The organism is Ruegeria sp. H9 (assembly GCF_056532915.1).
Map to the genome: position 1 here is coordinate 13,771 of NZ_JBQFNX010000004.1, position 20,025 is coordinate 33,795.

Annotated in this window: 13 protein-coding genes; 8 read left to right on the plus strand and 5 right to left on the minus strand. The window is 57.0% G+C overall.

Annotated features, from left to right (window positions below):
* Positions 1-10: 10 nt before the first annotated feature.
* Entirely contained in the window at positions 11-1,924 is a 1,914-nt protein-coding gene (locus tag ACR0CZ_RS16070; RefSeq protein ID WP_170397651.1) for an ABC transporter substrate-binding protein, read from the minus strand.
* On the minus strand, positions 1,917-3,689 hold the full coding sequence (locus ACR0CZ_RS16075) for an ABC transporter ATP-binding protein (protein ID WP_170397648.1): 1,773 nt from the start codon (positions 3,687-3,689) through the stop codon (positions 1,917-1,919). Before ACR0CZ_RS16075 ends, ACR0CZ_RS16070 begins: the two co-directional genes overlap by 8 nt.
* 228 nt (positions 3,690-3,917) lie before the next feature.
* On the opposite strand from ACR0CZ_RS16075, the gene ACR0CZ_RS16080 reads away from it, so the two are divergent.
* The 6 genes from ACR0CZ_RS16080 (at position 3,918) to ACR0CZ_RS16105 (ending at position 11,161) form a co-directional block, all read left to right on the plus strand.
* Positions 3,918-4,415, plus strand: a complete 498-nt coding sequence (locus ACR0CZ_RS16080) for a class I SAM-dependent methyltransferase (RefSeq protein ID WP_170397645.1) — start codon at positions 3,918-3,920, stop codon at positions 4,413-4,415.
* 93 nt (positions 4,416-4,508) lie between these two features.
* Positions 4,509-5,138 carry a glutathione S-transferase gene (locus ACR0CZ_RS16085; protein ID WP_170397642.1) on the plus strand — a complete coding sequence of 210 codons (630 nt, stop codon included), beginning with the start codon at positions 4,509-4,511 and terminating at the stop codon, positions 5,136-5,138.
* 98 nt (positions 5,139-5,236) lie between these two features.
* Complete coding sequence (locus tag ACR0CZ_RS16090) at positions 5,237-7,639, plus strand: GcvT family protein (protein WP_170397639.1); 2,403 nt, start codon at positions 5,237-5,239, stop codon at positions 7,637-7,639.
* A gap of 2 nt (positions 7,640-7,641) precedes the next feature.
* Complete coding sequence (locus ACR0CZ_RS16095; RefSeq protein ID WP_170397636.1) at positions 7,642-9,186, plus strand: trimethylamine methyltransferase family protein; 1,545 nt, start codon at positions 7,642-7,644, stop codon at positions 9,184-9,186.
* Positions 9,187-9,870 (plus strand): TetR/AcrR family transcriptional regulator, encoded by a 684-nt coding sequence (locus tag ACR0CZ_RS16100; RefSeq protein WP_170397633.1) that lies wholly within the window; start codon positions 9,187-9,189, stop codon positions 9,868-9,870.
* On the plus strand, positions 9,857-11,161 hold the full coding sequence (locus tag ACR0CZ_RS16105; protein WP_170397630.1) for an FAD-dependent oxidoreductase: 1,305 nt from the start codon (positions 9,857-9,859) through the stop codon (positions 11,159-11,161). The genes ACR0CZ_RS16100 and ACR0CZ_RS16105 overlap by 14 nt, the downstream gene beginning before the upstream one ends.
* Here the strand turns inward: ACR0CZ_RS16105 and ACR0CZ_RS16110 are convergent.
* The gene (locus tag ACR0CZ_RS16110) at positions 11,158-14,553 is read right to left on the minus strand and encodes an indolepyruvate ferredoxin oxidoreductase family protein (RefSeq protein ID WP_480537218.1); all 3,396 of its coding nucleotides are present in this window, start codon (positions 14,551-14,553) and stop codon (positions 11,158-11,160) included. The genes ACR0CZ_RS16105 and ACR0CZ_RS16110 overlap by 4 nt on opposite strands.
* 146 nt (positions 14,554-14,699) lie before the next feature.
* Here ACR0CZ_RS16110 and ACR0CZ_RS16115 point away from each other — a divergent pair, with 146 nt between their 5' ends.
* Positions 14,700-15,161, plus strand: coding sequence for an Lrp/AsnC family transcriptional regulator (locus tag ACR0CZ_RS16115; RefSeq protein ID WP_170397624.1), 462 nt, complete (start codon positions 14,700-14,702; stop codon positions 15,159-15,161).
* Between the two features lie 3 nt (positions 15,162-15,164).
* Here ACR0CZ_RS16115 and ACR0CZ_RS16120 read toward each other — a convergent pair whose 3' ends face one another.
* Positions 15,165-15,554: a DUF3307 domain-containing protein gene (locus ACR0CZ_RS16120; RefSeq protein ID WP_170397621.1), complete on the minus strand. Its 390-nt coding sequence runs from the start codon at positions 15,552-15,554 to the stop codon at positions 15,165-15,167.
* A gap of 169 nt (positions 15,555-15,723) precedes the next feature.
* On the opposite strand from ACR0CZ_RS16120, the gene ACR0CZ_RS16125 reads away from it, so the two are divergent.
* Complete coding sequence (locus ACR0CZ_RS16125) at positions 15,724-18,765, plus strand: ABC transporter transmembrane domain-containing protein (protein ID WP_170397618.1); 3,042 nt, start codon at positions 15,724-15,726, stop codon at positions 18,763-18,765.
* A gap of 23 nt (positions 18,766-18,788) precedes the next feature.
* Here the strand turns inward: ACR0CZ_RS16125 and ACR0CZ_RS16130 are convergent, their stop codons facing one another.
* Positions 18,789-20,021, minus strand: a complete 1,233-nt coding sequence (locus ACR0CZ_RS16130) for a mandelate racemase/muconate lactonizing enzyme family protein (RefSeq protein ID WP_170397615.1) — start codon at positions 20,019-20,021, stop codon at positions 18,789-18,791.
* Between the last annotated feature and the right edge of the window lie 4 nt (positions 20,022-20,025).

The following is a 20,025-nucleotide window of genomic DNA, read 5'->3' on the forward strand; positions in this document are numbered from 1 at the left end:
TGCTCCTGAATTAGTCGGCGAAGAAGAACTCGTCGGGACGGTGAATGCCGAAATGTGCGCCGGGTTCCCACGCCCACATGGCCTGCTCAGGCACATTGCGCAGGCGGTTCGACACGACAATAGGCTGCGGTGCGCCGTTCAGGATTCCGATCGCATAAAGCTGGTCGGCGTGAATTTTCAGCATCTCAGACCAAACAGCTCTGCGTTCTTCATCCGTGGAGGCGATTTCCCAATCGTGGGCAAGCTTCATGAGAAGTTCGGCCTCGGGCATGTCTGGTGGTTCGCCCGACCCTCCATTTGTCTGATAGTATTGGCCCCATTTAGGCCACGCCAGAAAGACCTGATCGGTCGGGGCGAGATAGGCCGGCGATGTGTGGCTTTGCGGAATGCCGTCATCCCAGCCGAACCAGACCGACGCCATTGTATTGCCCGAGAAGACCCGGTTGCGCAGAATGTCTCGATCCAATGGTCGCATGACCAGTTCGACTCCGATCTCACGCCAGGTATCCGTGACGATCTGCAGGGCGTTTTCAACCTCTTGCCGCTCACCTGCGGTTTCGATGATCAGCTCCATCGGACGCCCGTCGGGCAACAGTCGGATACCATCTTTGTCACGCTCGGTCAGCCCAGCCTCATCAAGCAGAGCATTCGCCTTGTCGACGTCATACTGTGCCCAAGCCTGCGCATTCGCTTCGTCGTAGAAGGGCGATGCGGGCAGAACCGACATAGCGCCGGGTTGGGCCAGCTTGAAATAGAGCGCCTGATTGATCGTCTTGCGATCAATGGCGAGCGACAGTGCCCTGCGTACACGTACATCGCGCAGAACCTCGCGCCACGCATCGTCAGTGTAGTTCAAATTGGGATAAATCGCGATCTGCGACGCGACGCCTGTTTTCCACAAAAGCGTCTTGTATCCACCTTCAGCCTCGCCCTTTTTCAAGATCGAGGCATCGCGGAATGCCAATCCGCGACCTTGCAAGTCAGTTTCACCCGCATTTGCTTTGGCCGCAACCAAACCCGGTGCGACGATCTCCATTTCGACTACGTCGATATAGGGCAGCTGAACCCCATTTGAATCCACCCGATGGTAATAAGGGTTACGGACAAAGTTGTGCCGGATTTTCTTGCCCGAACTTGCGTTGAGCCATGGCTGCAACGTCGGCAGTTCATGATTGTCGTACTTATATAGATTGTCCAACTTGTTATGCAGCGCCGCCCAGCTTTTTACCCGCGCATCTTCGACCTTGAATGCCAGTTCTTCGGGGTCTGCAAACTTCTCGTGATACTGCTTAAGGAACTCAGACGGTCGATAGATAAAGGGCGGCCGCGCCTGAGCAAGTGATTGCAGGAAATTCGGGTTGGGGTCATCCCATTCGAATACAACTGTTGTTTCGTCGGGGAAGGTGACGGTGGGTGTTTTGCCTTCAACCAGCAGGAAATCTGGTGGGCCTGAAGGGCTGAGCAATTCGTTGTTGGCCACATCCTCCCACCAATACCGGAAGTCTTCGGATGTGAACGCGGATCCGTTTGACCATTTGTGGCCGGGTCGCAGGTTCAAAGTAAATTTGCGATTGTCTTCGTTTTCGAAAGAAGCCAGCAAATCCGGGACGATGTTGTAATCCTGATCGAAGCCCACAAGCCTTGCGTAGCCATAGACCACCATTTGCCGAATGTCTTTGGACCGGGTGACCATCGTGCGCAGTGTACCTCCGGGTACACCGAATTCGCGACCTTTGGCGGCTAAGTCCACGATCAGCGGATCTTGCGGAATACGTTCAGCAACCGGTGGCAGGTCGCCGCTTTCAACCTCGGTTTGCCAGAACGCGTTTTCCTGAAGATTAGACGGAATTTCCGCCGCAGCGGGCAGCATTCCTGCGAAGGCCAGCGTCGCGGCCAAAATCAATCGGTGAGTGGTCTTAAACATGGCAACGTACCTTATGGCCGGGCTCCAACTCTACCAAAGAAGGTATCACGGAGTCGGAAAATCGAAAGGCGTCATCCCAACTGTCGGGTGAACCGGCACCAAGCGCAACCAGTTTCAGATCAATCGGGCGATTGATATCCGGTTCGGGCTGGGCGGCAATCAGTGCCTTGGTATAGGGATGACGTGGATTGTAGAACAGAGTTTCGGGTGGGGCTTGTTCCACCACAAGACCCCGGCGCATGACGGCGACCTCGTCGGCAATGCGTGCGACGACGGCCAGATCATGCGAGATGAAGAGATAAGACAGGTTCAGACTGTCCTGCAGTTCTTCGAGCAGGGTCAAAATTTGCTCTTGAACGGATACATCCAGCGCCGAGGTTGGCTCGTCACAAACAATCAACGCCGGGTCCAGCATCATCGCGCGGGCGATAGACAGGCGCTGTCGTTGTCCACCAGAAAAAGCATGCGGATAGCGTTTGAGCATATCGGCATTCAGCCCGACCCGCTGCAACATCGCGGCCGCTTTGTCGCGCTGCTCTGCCACGGTGCCGAGGCGGTGTATCTCCAACGGCTCGGTCATGGCATCCTGAATGCGCATACGGGGGCTAAGAGAGCTATAGGGATCCTGAAACACCATTTGCGCCTTGCGCTGAAACGCGGTGCGTTCGGTCCGTGTCATACTGTGAACCGTTATCGGTTCGGAATCCCTTGTTGTTCTGAACAGAACTTCGCCGCCCGGGTCGGGCAGTTCAGCGCCCAGAGCGATTCTGGCGGCGGTTGTCTTGCCAGACCCGCTTTCGCCAACGATTGCAAGCGTCTTGCCGCGCGCCAGCTTCATATCTACGCCCCGGCAGGCATGGATCAGTTTGTCGGCTTTCCAACCTTTGCTCGACCGCATCGTGTAAGTCTTTGAGACCCCGGTCATCTGCAGAATTAGGTCCTCGTCGGGCATCGGTATGCCGACGGCATCCTGATCGGGTATCTCAGGCGCAGCGTCGAACAGCTGCTGCGTATAGGGGTGCGCCGGATCATTCAGAATTGGTGCTGCCGGGCCAGCTTCCATCACGCGGCCTTTGTGCATGACGACCACCCGCTCGGCCATGTTAGCAACTACACCCAGGTCATGGGTGACAAGGATCAGCGCCATACCGGTCTCGCGCTGCAGCTCTTTGATCAGCCCAAGAACCTGCGCTTGGGTGGTAACATCCAGCGCTGTTGTCGGCTCGTCCGCGATGAGCAATTCAGGCTTGGACACCATGGCCATGGCAATCATGGCGCGCTGGCGCATGCCGCCGGACAGCTCGAACGGATAGCTGTCGTAGGCGCGGGCAGGGTCGGGGAAACCAACCCTCTCAAACTGGGTCAGAACTTCTTTGCGGGCCTGTGCATCGGATGCGCCGCGATGCAACCAAAGAACTTCGCTGACCTGATTTCCGATTTTGTGAAGCGGTGACAGAGATCGCATCGGTTCCTGAAAAATCATAGAAACCCGATTGCCGCGAATACCACGCATCTGTCTTTCACTCAGTTCGATCAGATTAGCGGTGCCTTTGGAATCGTTCAGCGTGATCGTTCCGCTACGGATCTGGGCGGTACGCGGCAGAATACGCAGTGCAGCGCGACAGGAAATCGTTTTGCCCGAACCGGATTCTCCAACCAATGCAAGTGTCTGCCCGGGTTCGACCTCGAAGCTGACATCTTGGACAACGGATGGACCCGTGCCAAAGCCGATGCTGAGATCCCGAACGGACAACAACGCACTCATGCGGGTTTTCCACCCGTCTGGCCGCTAGAAAACATCGGCTTTGTGAACTCCCTGTCTTTTTTGAGCAGTTTCGCGCGGTTGGGGCGGCGTAGTCAAACACCTTCTTCACCCGAATTGTCGCGGAATCGTGAAACTCGGGCCGTATGGCTACACAAAGTCTTGAGTTTTTGCCATCAAAGGCGCAATCGCCCCCCGACTGGTGTCGAATGATTTTGAAAGAGGTGCCCCGTGTCCGAGCAACAAAGCCGATTGGATCTGTTCATTGACCGAATGGTCTCGCAACGTGCTTGTCTGGACTTTGCCATCGCGCAGACCACGGGGCAGCCCGGTCCGGTTTTTGAGCTGGGATTGGGAAATGGGCGCACATATCACCACATGGTTAAGCACATTCAGGACCGTCCTGTTTATGTTTTTGAACGGGCCGTTGCGTCTCATCCCGATTCGACACCGCCCGATGATCTGGTGATTCTCGGTGATGTGCGCGAAACATTGCCTGCTTCGGTTACGCGATTTGGCGCGTCAGCCAGTCTGATCCATGCCGATCTTGGGGGACACAACCGGCAAAAGAATGATGCTTTTGCCCGCCTCGTCTCACCTTTGATCGAACCGCTTCTGGCGCGGGATGGACTGATGGTTTCCAGCGATCGTATGTATTTCGAAACACTGACCGAAGTGCCGCTGCCTGCAGGCGCGGTGGAGGGACGTTGTTTCATCTACCGGCGTTGATCTGCCGTAGGGTCACTGTGTGATCCGACTCGCGCTATAGTACCGGGCCGGTCTAACGTCTGAGGCGTGAAGCTTTGGAGGGGACCGTCAAAAATGCTGTTCTACGATTGTTCAACCGCGCCAAGCCCGCGCCGTGCCCGGATGTTTATTGCGGAAAAGGGGCTGGAGATTGAAACCCGCCATATCTCAATCGCCAAGGGTGAACAGTTTAGTGATGCCTTCCGGACCGTGAACCCCGGTGCAACGATTCCCGTGCTTGTTACGGATGAAGGTACCACGCTCACAGAAAATCTTGGCATCGCCGCCTATCTCGAGGCGCGCTTTCCGGAACCTGCCTTGATGGGGCAAACGCCGGATGAAAAAGGCGAAATTCTGATGTGGAATGCCATCGCCGAACAACAATGTGGCGCACCAATCGCGGAAACTTTGCGAAACACCCATCCTTCGTTCAAAGACCGCGCGATCACCGGGCCTGCAAACCACGCGCAAATCCCTGAACTAGCGCAGCGGGGGGCTGAGCGGGTGCGTGCCTTCTTCGATTTGCTTGAGGCCCGTCTGCAAGTGAGCGGTCTCGTTGCGGGTGACATGTTTTCACTGGCCGATATCACCACATTTGTGTTTGTCGATTTCGCACGTGTCATCAAGATGCGTATCCCAGAAGAGAACACGGCCACACGCGCCTGGTTTGATGCCGTTCAGACACGCCCGAGCGCCCGGCTTTAAGCTGATCCGGGTGCTGTCCCTCGAACTGTACAGAAATGTCTAGACAGAAGTGAACAGTGCCTCTAGCGTCCTCTGCGAGTCATGCAGGGGAGCGCAGGATGAAATCTCAGTATCGTGTCGTAGTCATCGGTGGCGGCGTTGTCGGCGCCTCGGTTCTGTACCATCTCGCCAAGTTTGGCTGGTCAGATGTGGTCATGCTGGAGAGGCGGCGTTTGGCCTCGGGGTCTTCGTGGCACGCGGCGGGAGGCATCCATGCGCTGAACGCAGATCCGAACATGGCGTCGCTGCAAGCCTATACGATCGATCTGCTGAGCGAGATCGAAAAAGAATCGGGCCAAAATATCGGCCTGCACATGACCGGTGGACTGACGCTGGCAGGTACACCCGAACGGTGGGAGTGGCTGCAGGCCAACTACCGCATTTTCCAGTCTATCGGCATCGACGACTGTGAGCTGTTGTCGCCAGAGGAGGCGCAGAAACGCTGCCCGATCATGTCCACCGACGGCGTGCTGGGCGCAATGTGGGCGGATCGCGAAGGTTACATCGATACAACCGGTACGGTTCAGGCTTATGCAACAGCGGCCAAGAAACGCGGCGCGGAATACTACGAAGAAACCAGGGTCGAAAGCCTGACACAGACTGCGGATGGTTGGGAAGTTGTGACCGACAAAGGCACTATCACTTGTGAACATGTGGTCAACGCAGCTGGCCTCTGGGCCAAACAGGTGGGGCGCATGGCCGGAGTGGAGCTGCCGGTTTCGCCGCTGAAACACCACTATCTGATCACCGATACGGTGCCTGAGGTGGCCGAGGCGGATTTCGAGATGCCGATGACGGTTGATCTTGAAGGCTTCACCTATATGCGACAGGACCAGAAGGGCGTTCTGGTGGGCATCTACGAGGTCGATCACGAGCACTGGGCTATGGACGGTGCGCCGTGGAACTACGGTGAAGAGTTGTTCCAGGAACAGCTCGACCGGATCGAGAACGAGCTGACGCTGGGCTTTGAACGGTACCCGTCGATCCAGAATGTTGGCATCAAAACATGGGTGAACGGCGCGTTTACCTTCTCACCCGATGGCAACCCGCTGGTCGGTCCGGTCCCAGGCAAGCGCGGTTATTGGTCAGCTTGTGCGGTGATGGCCGGATTCCTGCAGGGTGGCGGCGTTGGTAAGACGCTGGCCGAATGGATGATCCATGGCGAGCCTGAGGCCGACGCATGGCCTATGGACGTGGCGCGCTATGGCGATTTCGCTCAGAACAAACGCTACATCCGCGAAACAACCGGTCAGTTCTATTCCCGTCGTTTCGTGATGACCTATCCGAACGAGCAACTGCCCGCAGGTCGCCCGCTGAAGATGGCCCCAGCCCATGATGCAATGACCGAGGCGGGGTGCAAATGGGGCGTCAGCTGGGATCTGGAAGTACCGCTTTACTTTGCGCCCAAGGGCTTTGAAGAGACGCCGACGCTGAAACGCTCGAACGCGCACGACATCGTAGCTGAGGAGTGCAAAACCATCCGCGAAGGCGTGGGACTACTGGATATCTCGGGCTTTTCGCGCTTCGAGGTCACAGGCCCAAATGCCGAGGCTTGGCTGGACAGGATCATGGCGTCGAAACTGCCTGCACCGGGGCGTGCCAAACTGGCTCCGATGCTGGGTGAAAACGGTCGCCTCAAGGGTGATCTGACCGTGCTGAACTGGGGCGACGGGACCTGGTGGATCATGGGCAGCTATTATCTGCGCGCATGGCATATGCGCTGGTTCGATGATCACATGATGGACGGTGTGAACATCCGCGATCTGGGCGAGGAATATTGCGGCTTTGCCGTGGTTGGGCCGAAATCGCAGGCTGTGGTCGAGAAACTGGCAGAACAAGATATCTCGGGCCTGAAATTCATGGGCTGCGGCGACTTTGATATCGGTCTGGTGCGTGCCCGTGTGGCGCGTATGTCGGTGACGGGCGAAAAAGGGTATGAGATAAACTGCCGCTATGGCGACCACATCGAACTGCGCCGGATGCTGCTTGAGGCTGGGGCCGGGGACGGTATCCGCGAATGCGGATTCAACGCGATGCTGTCGACGCGGCTTGAGAAGAGCTTTGGTATCTGGTCTGCAGAATTCACTCAGCTTTACACGCCAGGCATGACCGGAATGGATCGCTGGATCGACTGGAACAAGGATTTCGTTGGCAAAGAGGCTGCGCTGGCTGAACGCGATGGCAACGGTCCGGCGCAAGTTCAAGTGACGCTTGAGGTTGACGCGCTGGATGCCGATGCCAGCGGGTATGAACCGATTTGGGCCGGGGAAGAGCGGGTGGGTTTTGTGACTTCGGGTGGCTATGGCCACTACACGGGCAAGTCGCTGGCCATGGCTTTGGTCAACCGCGACAAGGCTGAACCGGGCACCGAGTTGTCGGTGCATGTGGTCGGTGTGGAACGACCCGCCCGCGTTATTGCGCCGTCGCCTTATGACCCGCAGGGCAAAGCGATGCGAGGTTGACCATGTCGGACTTGGGCCAAAGACGCCGACGGCGCGGGCGCGGTGCAGATGCCGCCCCGCAACCTAGCCGTGATGTGAATTATCGCCAGCTGCGCAATCCGTTTCCGCAGATGGAAGTGTTCCCCGCAGATCAAATCGCAGAAATGCACAACACCGCTTTGCGCACGCTGGAAGAGTTGGGCGTGAAAGTTCTGTTGCCCGAAGCGCGGCGGATCTTTGCGCAGGGTGGCGCACGCGTGGATGAAGACAGCGAAATGGTCTTCATCGGGCGGGATATGGTTGAGGCTGCGGTGGCCTCAGCTCCGAAATCCATAGCCTGCCGTGCAGGCGCTCGGCACCGGGATTTCACTTTGGAGCTGGGCTCTTTGGTGTTCCAACCCGGCGCTGGCGCTCCAAACGCGACCGATCTGGAACGCGGTCGGCGGCCAGCGAGTGGGCAGGATTATCTGGAGTTCCTAAAGCTCACTCATCACTTTGATGTCTTCCAGATGATCTCACCGCAGGTCGAACCGCAGGACGTGCCAACCAATGTGCGGCACTATTTCACCACACAAGCGCAGATGGAGCTGACGGATAAGTTCCCGTTCTTCTTCTCGCGAGGCACGCCGCAAGTGATGGACTGCTTCGAGATGCTCTCGACGGCGCGAGGTCTGTCTGACAAGGAGTTCCGCGCTAACGCCCATTGTTACACGATTATCAACACCAACAGCCCGCGGACGCTGGATATTCCAATGGCTCAGGGGCTGATCGACTTTGCGCGCCATGGTCAGATGTCGATCATCACACCCTTTACCCTGATGGGCGCAATGGCTCCGATCACGGTGGCCGGGGCCATCACGCTGTCCCATGCCGAGGCGCTTGCGGCCTTGACGCTGACCCAGCTTACCAACCCCGGTGCGCCGGTGTGCTATGGGACCTTTACCAGCAATGTCGACATGAAATCAGGGGCGCCTGCATTCGGGACACCCTCGCATTTTCAGGCGTCTTTGGCGGCGGGCCAGCTGGCCCGGTATCTAGGCCTGCCCTGGCGGTCTGCGGCGGGGTCTGCGGCAAATATCAACGACGTTCAGGCCGCCAATGAAAACCAGTTCGGCCTGTGGGGCTGCCTGATGGCCGGGGCTACGGTGATCATTCATTCGGCCGGATGGCTCGAAGGTGGCCTGACCGTATCTTTCGAGAAGATGATCTGCGATGCCGAGGTGTTGAACATGGTGGCCGAGCTTTGTGCAGGGGCACAGGCCAATGGTGCAGAGATCGGGTTTGATACTGCGCTGAGCGAGGTTGAACCCAGCGGACATTTCTTCGCCACCAGTCAGACGATGGAGCGCTATAATACCGCATTTTATGAGCCGCACCTGCATGATTACGCAAATTTTGGCACCTGGACCGAGCGTGGCGCGATCGACGCCAACCACCGCGCGACAGGCGTATGGAAGGAAATCCTGGCAAATTTCAAAGCACCGGCATCAGATACGGATCGCCTTGGTGCGTTGAAGGATTTCATAGCGCGCCGTACAGAAGAGGGCGGCGCACCGCCGGAGAGTTGAATGAACACCAAACCCATCCTGCACAGGGACGATCCCGAAGCTGAGCCACTGATTGGTAACGTCAAGGTCACGCGCGATGATTGGCTGAACGTGGCCATGGACGTCCTGATTTCGGACGGGGTCGAGCAGGTGAAAGTCATGAACCTTGCCGAGCGGATGGCGGTCTCGCGCTCATCATTCTACTGGTATTTCAAGTCGCGGCAGGAATTGCTGGATGCTCTGCTGGCGCGGTGGCAGGCGACAAATACCGCGGCCTTGATCGCTCAATCCGAATTGCCTGCTGAAACGATCACGGCTGCGGTGTGCAATGTTCAGCGCTGCGTTGTGAATACCGAACTATTTGATACGGCGCTTGATTTTGCTGTGCGGGATTGGGCACGAAGATCGGGAAAGGTGCGGCGTATGCTGGACCAGTCCGATGCCCGTCGCCTGGCCGCGCTGCGCGCGATGTTCATCCGGTTCAACTATGATGAGACCGAGGCAGAGACGCGGGCGCGGGTGCTATATTATATGCAGATCGGATATGATCTGGCGCAGTTAAACGAACCATTGGCGATCAGGCTGTCGATGGTTCCACACTACCTTTATGTTTTTACAGGGGTCGAACCGCGACCCGAGGAAATCACCGAATTCAGCGCGTATGCGAAACGTTTCTGGGAAGGGGCAGGACATGAACCAACCTGACGCAATCATCATTGGCACCGGTGTGATCGGAGCCGCCATCGCGTTCGAGATGTCCAAGGCCGGTTGGAAAACTCTGTCGTTGGATCGCAATGCGCAGGTTGGGCATGGCTCGACCGCAGGCTCTTGCGCGATAATTCGGATGCATTATTCGACCCTCGATGGAACCGCGTTCGCCTGGGAAGGCTATCACTATTGGCGTGATTGGGCGAACTATCTGGGCTTGCCCGACACAGCCGATTTGGCGCAGTTTCGTGAGACCGGGTGTTTGGTCGTCAAGACCGAGGCCAATGGGTTTCTTGAGAAACATAAGAAGTACAGCGCAGAACTGGATTGTCCGTTTGAAGAATGGACACCTGAGCGGATTACCGAACGTCTGCCGATCTATTCTCTGGACAGCTTTGCCCCGGCGCGGCGCATGGATGATCCGGAGTTCGGCCAACCGAACGGAGATCGGATTCAGGGCGCAGTATTCTGGCCGAAAGCAGGTTATGTGACCGATCCGGCGTTGTCGGCGCAAAACCTGATGGATGCCGCCAAGCTGCATGGTGCCGAAGTGCGAACGGGCGCAGACGTGCGCGAAATCCTGTCGCAGCAGGGGCGCGTCGCAGGTGTCAGGCTTGCCTCTGGTGAAGAAATCCACGCCAAAGTGGTGGTGAATGTTGCCGGTCCCGGGTCAGCGTTTGTCAACGAAATGGCCGGGGTTCTGGGCGACATGACAATTCGGACCCGCCCGCTGCGGCAGGAGGTGGTACATGTACCCGCGCCCGAAGGATTTGATTTCGAATCGCAAGGAACAATTGTCTCGGATAGTGATATCGCGCTGTATTGCCGTCCAGAACATGGCAATCATATTCTGATCGGTTCCGAGGATCCGGCTTGTGATCCGCATCAATGGTGCGAAGATGATGTAAGCTATAACCACGATTTTACGGATCAATGGACCACGCAGGCCATGCGTTATGCCCAACGGGTCCCTAGCTTGGGGATACCCTCCAGAACCCGTGGAGTGGTGGATTTGTATGATGCCTCGACTGACTGGATTCCGATCTATGACAAGTCCAGCCTGCCGGGGTTTTACATGGCCTGCGGCACCAGCGGTAACCAATACAAGAACGCGCCGATTGCGGGCAAAATGATGGCTGCGCTGATCGACTACGTCGAAGGCGGTGCGGATCATGACGAAAAGCCGATGCAGTTTGAACTGCCTTACATTGGACGCACAATCAACACCGGTTTCTATTCCCGCAAGCGACCGGTCAATACCGATAGCAGTTTCTCGGTGCTTGGTTAACGCGCCATCGCGCGCGCGTTCTCATAGCTTTCTTCCCGTACTGGACCGAAACCGCGTATCTGGTCCGCAGCTGACAGCACGTCCAGCCACTCGGCCTCGGAATGGGCGGAGGGGTTTGTCAGATACATGTCCAACAGCGATTGGTACCAGTTTAGGATATCTCGATGCAGTCGCGCTTCGGAGTGATAGCCGAAGGGGTTCAGGACCGAGCCGCGCAAACCACGTAGACGGGACAGTCCCCGCAGAACCGGGCGCATCCATGGGCCCAGTGCAAACTTGAGGGGGCGGCCCCGTTCGTCCTTGCGCCAGCTGAGCATTGGCGGGGCGAAGTGGTAACTGGTTTTGAAATCTCCCTCGAACTGTTGCTTCAGTTCGTTGTCGAAGTTTTGGGACGTTTGCAGCCGGGCCACTTCGAACTCGTCCTTATAGGCCATGAAGCGGAACAGGTTACGGGCTACGGATTCTAGAAGATCGTCGGATATTTTCGGGTTCGACGCGCGGATTGCTTCAATCTGTTGCGCATAGCGATCCGCATATGCGGCATCCTGATAATCTGTCAAAAACGCCACCCGACGCGCAATCACCTGATCCAAGGTGCCGTTTGCCTCTTCGGGTAGTGCCAGCCCGTGAATGCGGTCGGGGTCAGCCGCCAGACAACGCCCAAGAGCAAAGGCCAGCCGGTTTTTTTCGACGGCAACACCGTTCAGCAAGATGGCCTGAGCCAATGCAAGGTGCGATACCGGAACCAGCTCGTTTTGCCATGCATAACCCAGCAAAATGACGTTGGCGAAGACGGAATCCCCCAGTAGCGCCTCAGCTATTGCATTTGCGTCAAGGCTGGCGAGATTGTCCACCCCAACCACATCTGCGATCGCCTGTTCCCGCTTATCGACCCGCAATTGGGCATCGCGACGCAGGACAAGATCGCCGGTGGGCATCTCAGCCCTGTTCAGCACAACGCGTGTCCCGCGGGCATAATGAGTTGAGGCTTTGGGGGCCGAACTCACCACCACATCACAGCCAATCACCGAATCCGCAGCGCCTTGATCTATGCGTACTTGGTTAAGCGCATCCGGAGCTGCGCCAAGGCGGATGTAACTGAGTACCGTGCCGAATTTCTGCGCAAATCCGGTGAAATCCAGGACCGAGGCACCTTTGCCTTCCAGATGCGCGGCCATAGTGATCAGGGCCCCAACCGTGACAACCCCAGTGCCACCCACGCCTGTCACAAGCAGATCAAACGGTGTGTCCAAAGATGGAAGCTTTGGGTCCGGCAGGCCTGTTTCAAGCGCATTGAAGTCCATTTCGATGGCGCGCTTTCGTCGGGTTGCGCCCTCAACGGTCACAAAACTCGGACAGAACCCGTTCAAGCACGAAAAATCCTTGTTGCACGAACTTAGATTGATCTTGCGCTTGCGCCCCAGCGGGGTTTCTCGCGGCTCAACGCTCAGGCAATTCGATGCCACCGAACAATCGCCGCAACCTTCGCAGACAAGATCATTGATCCAGACGAACGTCGAGGGGTCCTCCATTGCCCCACGCTTGCGGCGGCGGCGTTTCTCGGTGGCGCAGGTCTGTTCATAGATCAGGACCGTGACTCCGGGTATGTCGCGCAGTTCGCGTTGCAGGCTGTCCATCTTTGCCCGGTCGTGGAATGTGGTGCCAGCCGGGAAATCGGATCGGTGAAACTTGGCAATGTTGTCCGAGACCAGCGCGATCCGCGCAACGCCTTCAGCCCGGCAGGTTTGGGCAATGCCTGCAACGCTGACAGGTCCATCCACTGGTTGCCCTCCGGTCATTGCGACCGCATCATTGTAGAGGATTTTATAGGTGATATTTGTCCCTGCCGCGACCGCCTGACGGATCGCGAGTGATCCAGAATGGTACCACGTCCCTTCGCCAAGGTTCTGGAAGATATGCTTTCCGCCATTGAATTGTGAGGCCGCCACATGGGGTACGCCTTCGCCTCCCATCTGTGCATACCCGACCGTCTCGCGATCCATCCAAGATGCCATTACGTGGCAACCAATGCCGCTGGCAGCGGTAGAGCCTTCTGGAACTTTGGTTGATGTATTGTGCGGGCAGCCCGAGCAGAAATAGGGTGTCCGTGTTGCGCCCGGGACGTTGATCACGGAAGGTTCTGTCTCAGTCAGTGCACGCGCTTTGGCAGGCAGGTTTTCTTCAGGGAAGAACGTGTTAAGTCGGGCGGCAACAATAGGGGCCAGCATCAAAGGGCTGAGTTCCCCGGTCCATGGGATCAGCGGTTCGCCATGGCTGTCATATTTACCTACCATCTTATGGGGTTTGTCGCCGGGCCAGTCATAGAAATATTCTTTGAATTGGCTTTCGATGATGCCGCGCTTTTCCTCGACGACCAGAACCTCGGCCTTGCCTTTCACAAAGCGCAACGCGTTGCGACGGGCCAGCGGCCAGACCATGCCAACCTTGTAGATGTCGATCCCCAAGCGGCGACAGGCGGCTTCATCAAGGTCCAGCAAACGCAGCGCCTCCATGAGATCGAGGTGCCCCTTGCCGGTGGTCACGAAGCCGAACTTCGCGTTGTCGATGTCATAAATACGCCGGTCGATGGGGTTTTCTTCGGCAAAGGCCCTAACGGCGCGCAACTTGTGTTGGATGCGGGTCTCGATCTCGGGCGAGGGTAAATCGGCGGTGCGGACGTGCAAGCCGCGTTCGGGCAAGTCGATCTGCGGCAGGGAAAAGCTGCGATCCGGGTGCAGATCGACGGACCGCGCGCTTTCGACCGTTTCCGAGACCGCCTTGAACCCGACCCACGTGCCTGAGAAACGGGACAGAGCGAACCCGTACTCGCCGAATTCCAAATATTCCTCGACCGAGGCTGGGTTCAATGTCGGCATGAACCACGACATGAAGGCCACATCCGACTGATGGGGCATCGAAGAACTGACGCAACCATGATCATCGCCTGCCACGACCAGCACGCCACCTTTTGGCGCAGACCCATATGCATTCCCATGTTTCAATGCATCGCCTGATCGGTCGACACCGGGGCCTTTACCGTACCACATCGAAAAGATGCCCTCGACCTCGCAATACGGGTCCAAAATGGCCTGTTGCGCACCCAGAACCGCCGTTGCGCCGAGGTCTTCGTTCACGGCGGGCATAAACGTGATGCGATCCGTCTTCAGTCGGTCCTTTGCGCGCCATAGCTCAAGATCCAGCCCGCCCAGTGGCGATCCGCGATACCCCGAGACAAACCCCGCCGTATTCAGCCCGGCCTGACGGTCGCGTCGGGCCTGGTCCATCATAATCCGCGCCAAGGCTTGCGTGCCTGTTAGAAAAACCCGGCCCTGCGTCAGGGTATAGCGGTCTTCAAGCCGATAGGTGCGGGGGGAGGGTTCGTGGTGGCTCATTGCTGCGCGTCCATGGGTTTTTGTCTTTGGTGTTCGGTTATTTTAACCCCCCGCAGGTGAATTTCTGTTTCAGAGTTTGTGCGAGTTCTGCAAAATATGATAGGATTCACCAGATTTAGTTATATTTACGGATGAATCTTTCCGAGATGACCACTCTTGATGATCGGGACCACCGCATTCTGACGCTGCTTCAAAATGACAGCCGGGTTTCAAACGCCGAATTGGCAGATGCTGTCGGCATGTCAGCCTCCGCCCTGTGGCGCAGGGTGCGCGCGCTGGAAGAGGCTGGGGTGATCGAACGGTATGGCGCTTTGGTGAACCCTGCCGAGATGGGGTTGACGTTCGAAGCAATCGTGCATGTTCACCTGACCCGGCATGACCCGGACAAGATTGTTGACTTCATCCGTGCCGTCGAGATCAGCCCCGAAGTGCAGGAATGCTACGCCACGACAGGTCAGGCGGATTATCATCTGCGTGTCTTGTGCAGGAATCTGTCTGCTTACAACACGTTTCTGGAAGATTTCTTGTTTCGATTGCCCGCCGTCGCCAGCGCGCAAACGAATGTCGTGCTGCGGACGATCAAGCGGAACCGACCGGTGGTACCCTGAAGCTTAAGCCGCGAAAGCCACCCAAGCCCAGGCCATGCCAATATAAGTAAGGTTGTGAAACAACTGATCCAGACCAGCGGCACGCCAAAAAGCGGCCTGATTGGGTTGCAACTGTTTGCGGTCAGAATAGTTGGCTTTGGCAAAGTCGATGTGGAAATGCACGATCCATTCCAACGCAGCGATGATCAGTATGAATTCAATCGGGGCGCGAAATAGCGCGAAAATCACGACCGAACCCACAACATGCACAGCAGCATGTTGCGCGCGCCCCATGTGGAAATACGTGCCTCGCCCGGAAAGCATCTTGGGCGTCTGTAAATAATAGTCGGCGAACATGTGTTTGATCTGAAGCAGGCACAGCAACAGAAACACAGCGCCAAAGCTGGCAGGCAAATGAATCCTCCCGATATCGTCCTGAATCAGGAGATTAGGGGGTAAACGCGAAACGCGCAAATGAACTTGTTCACACAACGCAAATTAGGCGCAAATCGGAAATTCATTTGCGTCCGAGGATACGATTGCGGTAAATTCGGCCCGTTGTATTCACGCCAAAATCAGTGATTTGAGCGGCGGATCGTTAGTAGGGGCGGGTTCAATAGAACGATCGATCTTTCAGTTCATCTGGAAATACTCGAAGCGCGACCAGTTGATTTTGCTGGCCGTGACGTCGACCTTGTTTCCTTTGCTTTACCTGACGTTGGAGCTGCCCAAGCGCATCATCAATGACGCAATCGGCGCGACAAGTCAGATTGTCGATGTCTGGGGTTATAGCCTGACGCAGACCACTTTTCTGATGATCCTGTGCTTTGCCTTTCTGGCTGCGGTGCTGGCGCACGGGCTGATGAAGATGCGTATCAACACCATGAAGGGTGTTCTGAGCGAGCGTATGCTGCGTCGCTTTCGCTATCAGTTGATCAACCGCGCGCTTCGCTTCCCACAACCATATTTTGAGCGGGTCAGTCAGGGCGAAATGGTCTCGATGATAACCGCTGAAAGCGAACCGATGGGTGGGCTGATGGGGGATGCGATCAGTCAGCCCGTGCTGCAGGCCGGACAAATGATCACGATCCTGTCCTTTCTGTTCCTCCAAAGCGTTTGGTTCGGACTGGCCGCGGTGGCGTTGATCCCGCTGCAGGCCTGGTTGATCCCGCGATTGCAACGCCAGATCAATCTTCTGAACAAGAAGCGCATTCAAGAGGTCCGCGTTTTGGCTGCCCAGATCGGCGAGAACGCTGCCGGTGCTTCGACCCTGCGCGCCAATGGCGGTTGGCGTTATCGGCGGGCGATGATCTCGGATCAGCTGGGGCGCCTGTTCGCCATCCGCTTTGAGATCTATCAGAAGAAGTTCTTTATGAAGTTCATCAACAACTTCATATCGCAGCTGACGCCATTCATGTTCTACCTTGTCGGTGGCCTGCTGGTGTTGCAGGGGTCTGTTTCGCTGGGTGCTCTGGTGGCTGCGCTGGCGGCTTACAAAGACTTGAGCTCACCCTGGAAAGAACTGCTGACCTATTATAATCAAACGCAGGACATGTCGCTGCGATGGGATGTTGTGATTGATCGTTTCGCACCGGATGGAATGATTGATGAGGCCCTGTTTGACGGAGAGCCAGCGGATCGTCCACATCTGAATGGCGATATCGTACTGAATCAAGTCTCGGTTCGTGATATCGACGGCAATCAGGTTTTGGATGATCTGGACCTGACGTTCCCAGCAGGTAAAACTGTCGGCATTTCGGCCACCAGCGAGGAAGATCGCCATGCGCTGACCGAGTTGCTGACCCGCGAGATTCTGCCAACCTCTGGCCGTATTGAAATCGGCGGCATCAATATGGCTGGCCTGCATCAAAGCGTTGTTGCCCAACGAATAGGTCTAGCAACCTCGCGCCCCATAATGTTTCAGGGCACGTTAGGTGAAAATGTGATGATGCCGATGCGGTCACATCCATTGTCCAAGTCCACCGAGGATCCGGATTTCCCCGAGACGCTGAGGGCAGGCAATAGTGCTGATCCATTCAACGCCGAATGGCTTGACCCCGGAATGGCGGGTTTTGACGATACGGCGCGGCTGCGCGATTGGTGGCTGAAACTGATCGATGGCATGGGCTCGGGCGCGGCGTTGTTTCAGCGCGGTGCCGAGCAGGTGTTTGATGCGAATGAGCGCCCGGAACTGGCAGCAAAGCTGGTCGAATTGCGCCCTCGGGTGCAGAAGGCGGTGCGCGAGGCCGGGCTTGATCAGCAGGCGCTGATTTTCGATCGCTGCGCGTATAACCCTGCGCTACCTGTTGCTGAGAACCTGTTGTTTGCCACCCCTTGTGTTCCAGTGACACGGCAATTGCTGGCACAGCAAACCGTGTTTCTAGGCCAGTTGCGCGAGTTGGGGTTGGATGAAACCCTGATCAGTTTGACACGCGACGTTATTGAGATGCTGCGCCAGATCTTTGGGCTTGATGGAACGGATCACCCTCTGTTCCGCAAGCTGGGGCTTGAGGCCCAGACCTACGAGGCCGCGGTTGAATTGGTCGAGCAAACCCGGAAGGAAGGCGCAAACGGGCTGGATGACGAACAATTGGCTAGCTTGCTTTCGGTGCCATTTGTGATCTCGGCCGAGCAGATTGGCCCGGCGTTTTCGAATGAGCTGAAGAACCGCATTCTTGAGCTTCGCCACAGCCACTCGGCCAAATTGCTGGAACCGTTGCACGATGTATTCGTCCCGTTGGATGAAGATGCCTTTGCACCCGGTTTGACGGTTATGGAAAACGCACTGTTTGGCAAGGTCAGCCAGATCGGCGGTGCGCGGACCGACGAGGCGCGCAAACTGATCGTCGATGTTCTGGCCGAGAACGGGGCGCGACCGATGGTGGTGGAACTGATCTATGATGTGCCGGTCTCGATTGGCGGCCAGAACTTGCCTGCCGTTTTTGCCGAACCGCTAGCCTTTACCCGCGCTGCGATCAAAAAGCCCGATATTCTGATCCTGGAAACCGCGCTTGCCAGCTATGATATGGAGACACAGGTCGCAGTTTATAAAAATCTGCGTGAATTGCTGCCCGAAACTACTGTAATCTACCTAAATGATGCGTTCGAAAATCCAGATGTTTTCGACATGTATGTTGAAATCCGTCAGGGCCGGGTCGTGACGGGTGAAGGCCCAACCGACGTCGACGGCGACGGTGCTGCGTCTGCCGATTTGGTACGCAAATTGCGTGCGCTTGAGCAGACCCCGTTGTTCTCTGGGCTCGACCGTCGCCAGCTTCGACTGCTGGCCTTTGGTGCGCGCTGGTTCGAAGCGAAACCTGGCCAGGTGGTGTTTCTGAAGGATGATCAGCCAACCGATGGCGCCTATGTCATCCTTGAGGGCGAGGCAGGATTGTACCTGCCGCGTTCGGGCGAGGCCGATCAACTGATCACAACGGTTGGTGCGGGCGCGTTGGTGGGAGAGCTGGGGTTGATCCGAAAAGAGCCTCGGGCGTTGAGCATGGTGGCTGAAACGGAACTGTCCTGCCTACGGATCGGTGAGGAGGAATTTCTGGCGGTCGTCGAGAACGATGCAGCCACAGCCTTTAAACTGTTGCAGGTCATCGCGGGGTATGTCTCGAACTGATCGGCTTGCTCGCCTGTCGATTGTTACCCTTCGGTTGCGGGTGCACCGCCTTGAAACGCATTCCCATTTGCATAGTCACATGGGGTTTCCTGCATCTGTAGGTGCAGCCCGTCACCTTTGTAGGGATGGGCTCGGGCAAGGCCTTCATCGACTTCGATACCAAGGCCGGGCTCGGTCGGAGGAGTGACGAACCCCTCCTCGACGCGGATGCTTCCCTTTATCAGTTGATCGTGGAATGGGGTCTCGATGCTTTCAAGCAGCAGCAGGTTCGGGATCGACGCCGCCAGATGAATATTCGCCGCCCACTCGATCGGTCCCGCATACAGATGGGGTGCCATCTGGGCGTTGAAAACCTCGGCCATTGCGGCGACTTTCTTCATCTCCCATATACCGCCAGCGCGTCCCAACGCAGGCTGAAGGATTTCGGCGGCCCCGGCGCGCAGGACCGCGCCAAATTCCGCTTTGGTTGTCATCCGTTCACCGGTCGCGACAGGGATACGGACATTGCGCGCCACACGGGCCATATCCTCGATCATGTCGGGGGGTGTGGGTTCTTCGAACCACAGCGGCGAACAGGGTTCGAGCGCTTGGCCCAAACGTATAGCTCCGGCTGTGTTGAACTGACCATGAGTGCCGAACAGCAGATCGGCCTTGTCTCCAACTGCCTCACGGATCGCTTTGCAAAACGCTATCGACATTGAGATATCGGACATAGCGGGCATGTGCCCACCGCGGATCGTATAAGGCCCGGCGGGATCAAACTTGACGGCGGTATAGCCGCGCCGGACCATTTCAGCAGCACTTTCTCCGGCCTGCTCAGGTGAAGTCCAGAAGTCCGTCAGGTTATGCTGAGGAAGTGGGTAGAGATAGGTGTACGCCCGGATACGGTCGTTCATCCGCCCGCCCAGCAGCGCATAGACCGGACGATCACGATCCTTGCCCAAAATGTCCCAGCAGGCAATTTCGAGCCCTGAGAACGCACCCATGACGGTCAGGTCTGGTCGCTGAGTGAAGCCGCTGGAATAGGCGCGGCGGAACATCAACTCGATATTCTCGGGGTTTTCGCCCTGCATGTGCCGTTCGAATACATCGCGAATGACATGAGTCATGGCTTCGGGACCAACCGAGGACGCGTAGCATTCCCCCCAACCGATCACGCCCGTATCCGTGGTGACCTTGACCAAAATCCAATAGCGCCCACCCCAACCCGGTGCCGGAGGCGCGGTGACAATGACATCGAGATCTTGCAGTTTCATCGGG

What these genes read in the sequence shown, in the direction of transcription:
- ACR0CZ_RS16070 (WP_170397651.1), bottom strand. Translation starts at nt 1,924, where the DNA reads ATGTTTAAGACCACTCACCGATTGATTTTGGCCGCGACGCTGGCCTTC.
- ACR0CZ_RS16075 (WP_170397648.1), bottom strand. Translation starts at nt 3,689, where the DNA reads ATGAGTGCGTTGTTGTCCGTTCGGGATCTCAGCATCGGCTTTGGCACG.
- ACR0CZ_RS16085 (WP_170397642.1), top strand. Translation starts at nt 4,509, where the DNA reads ATGCTGTTCTACGATTGTTCAACCGCGCCAAGCCCGCGCCGTGCCCGG.
- ACR0CZ_RS16090 (WP_170397639.1), top strand. Translation starts at nt 5,237, where the DNA reads ATGAAATCTCAGTATCGTGTCGTAGTCATCGGTGGCGGCGTTGTCGGC.
- ACR0CZ_RS16095 (WP_170397636.1), top strand. Translation starts at nt 7,642, where the DNA reads ATGTCGGACTTGGGCCAAAGACGCCGACGGCGCGGGCGCGGTGCAGAT.
- ACR0CZ_RS16100 (WP_170397633.1), top strand. Translation starts at nt 9,187, where the DNA reads ATGAACACCAAACCCATCCTGCACAGGGACGATCCCGAAGCTGAGCCA.
- ACR0CZ_RS16105 (WP_170397630.1), top strand. Translation starts at nt 9,857, where the DNA reads ATGAACCAACCTGACGCAATCATCATTGGCACCGGTGTGATCGGAGCC.
- ACR0CZ_RS16110 (WP_480537218.1), bottom strand. Translation starts at nt 14,553, where the DNA reads ATGAGCCACCACGAACCCTCCCCCCGCACCTATCGGCTTGAAGACCGC.
- ACR0CZ_RS16115 (WP_170397624.1), top strand. Translation starts at nt 14,700, where the DNA reads ATGACCACTCTTGATGATCGGGACCACCGCATTCTGACGCTGCTTCAA.
- ACR0CZ_RS16130 (WP_170397615.1), bottom strand. Translation starts at nt 20,021, where the DNA reads ATGAAACTGCAAGATCTCGATGTCATTGTCACCGCGCCTCCGGCACCG.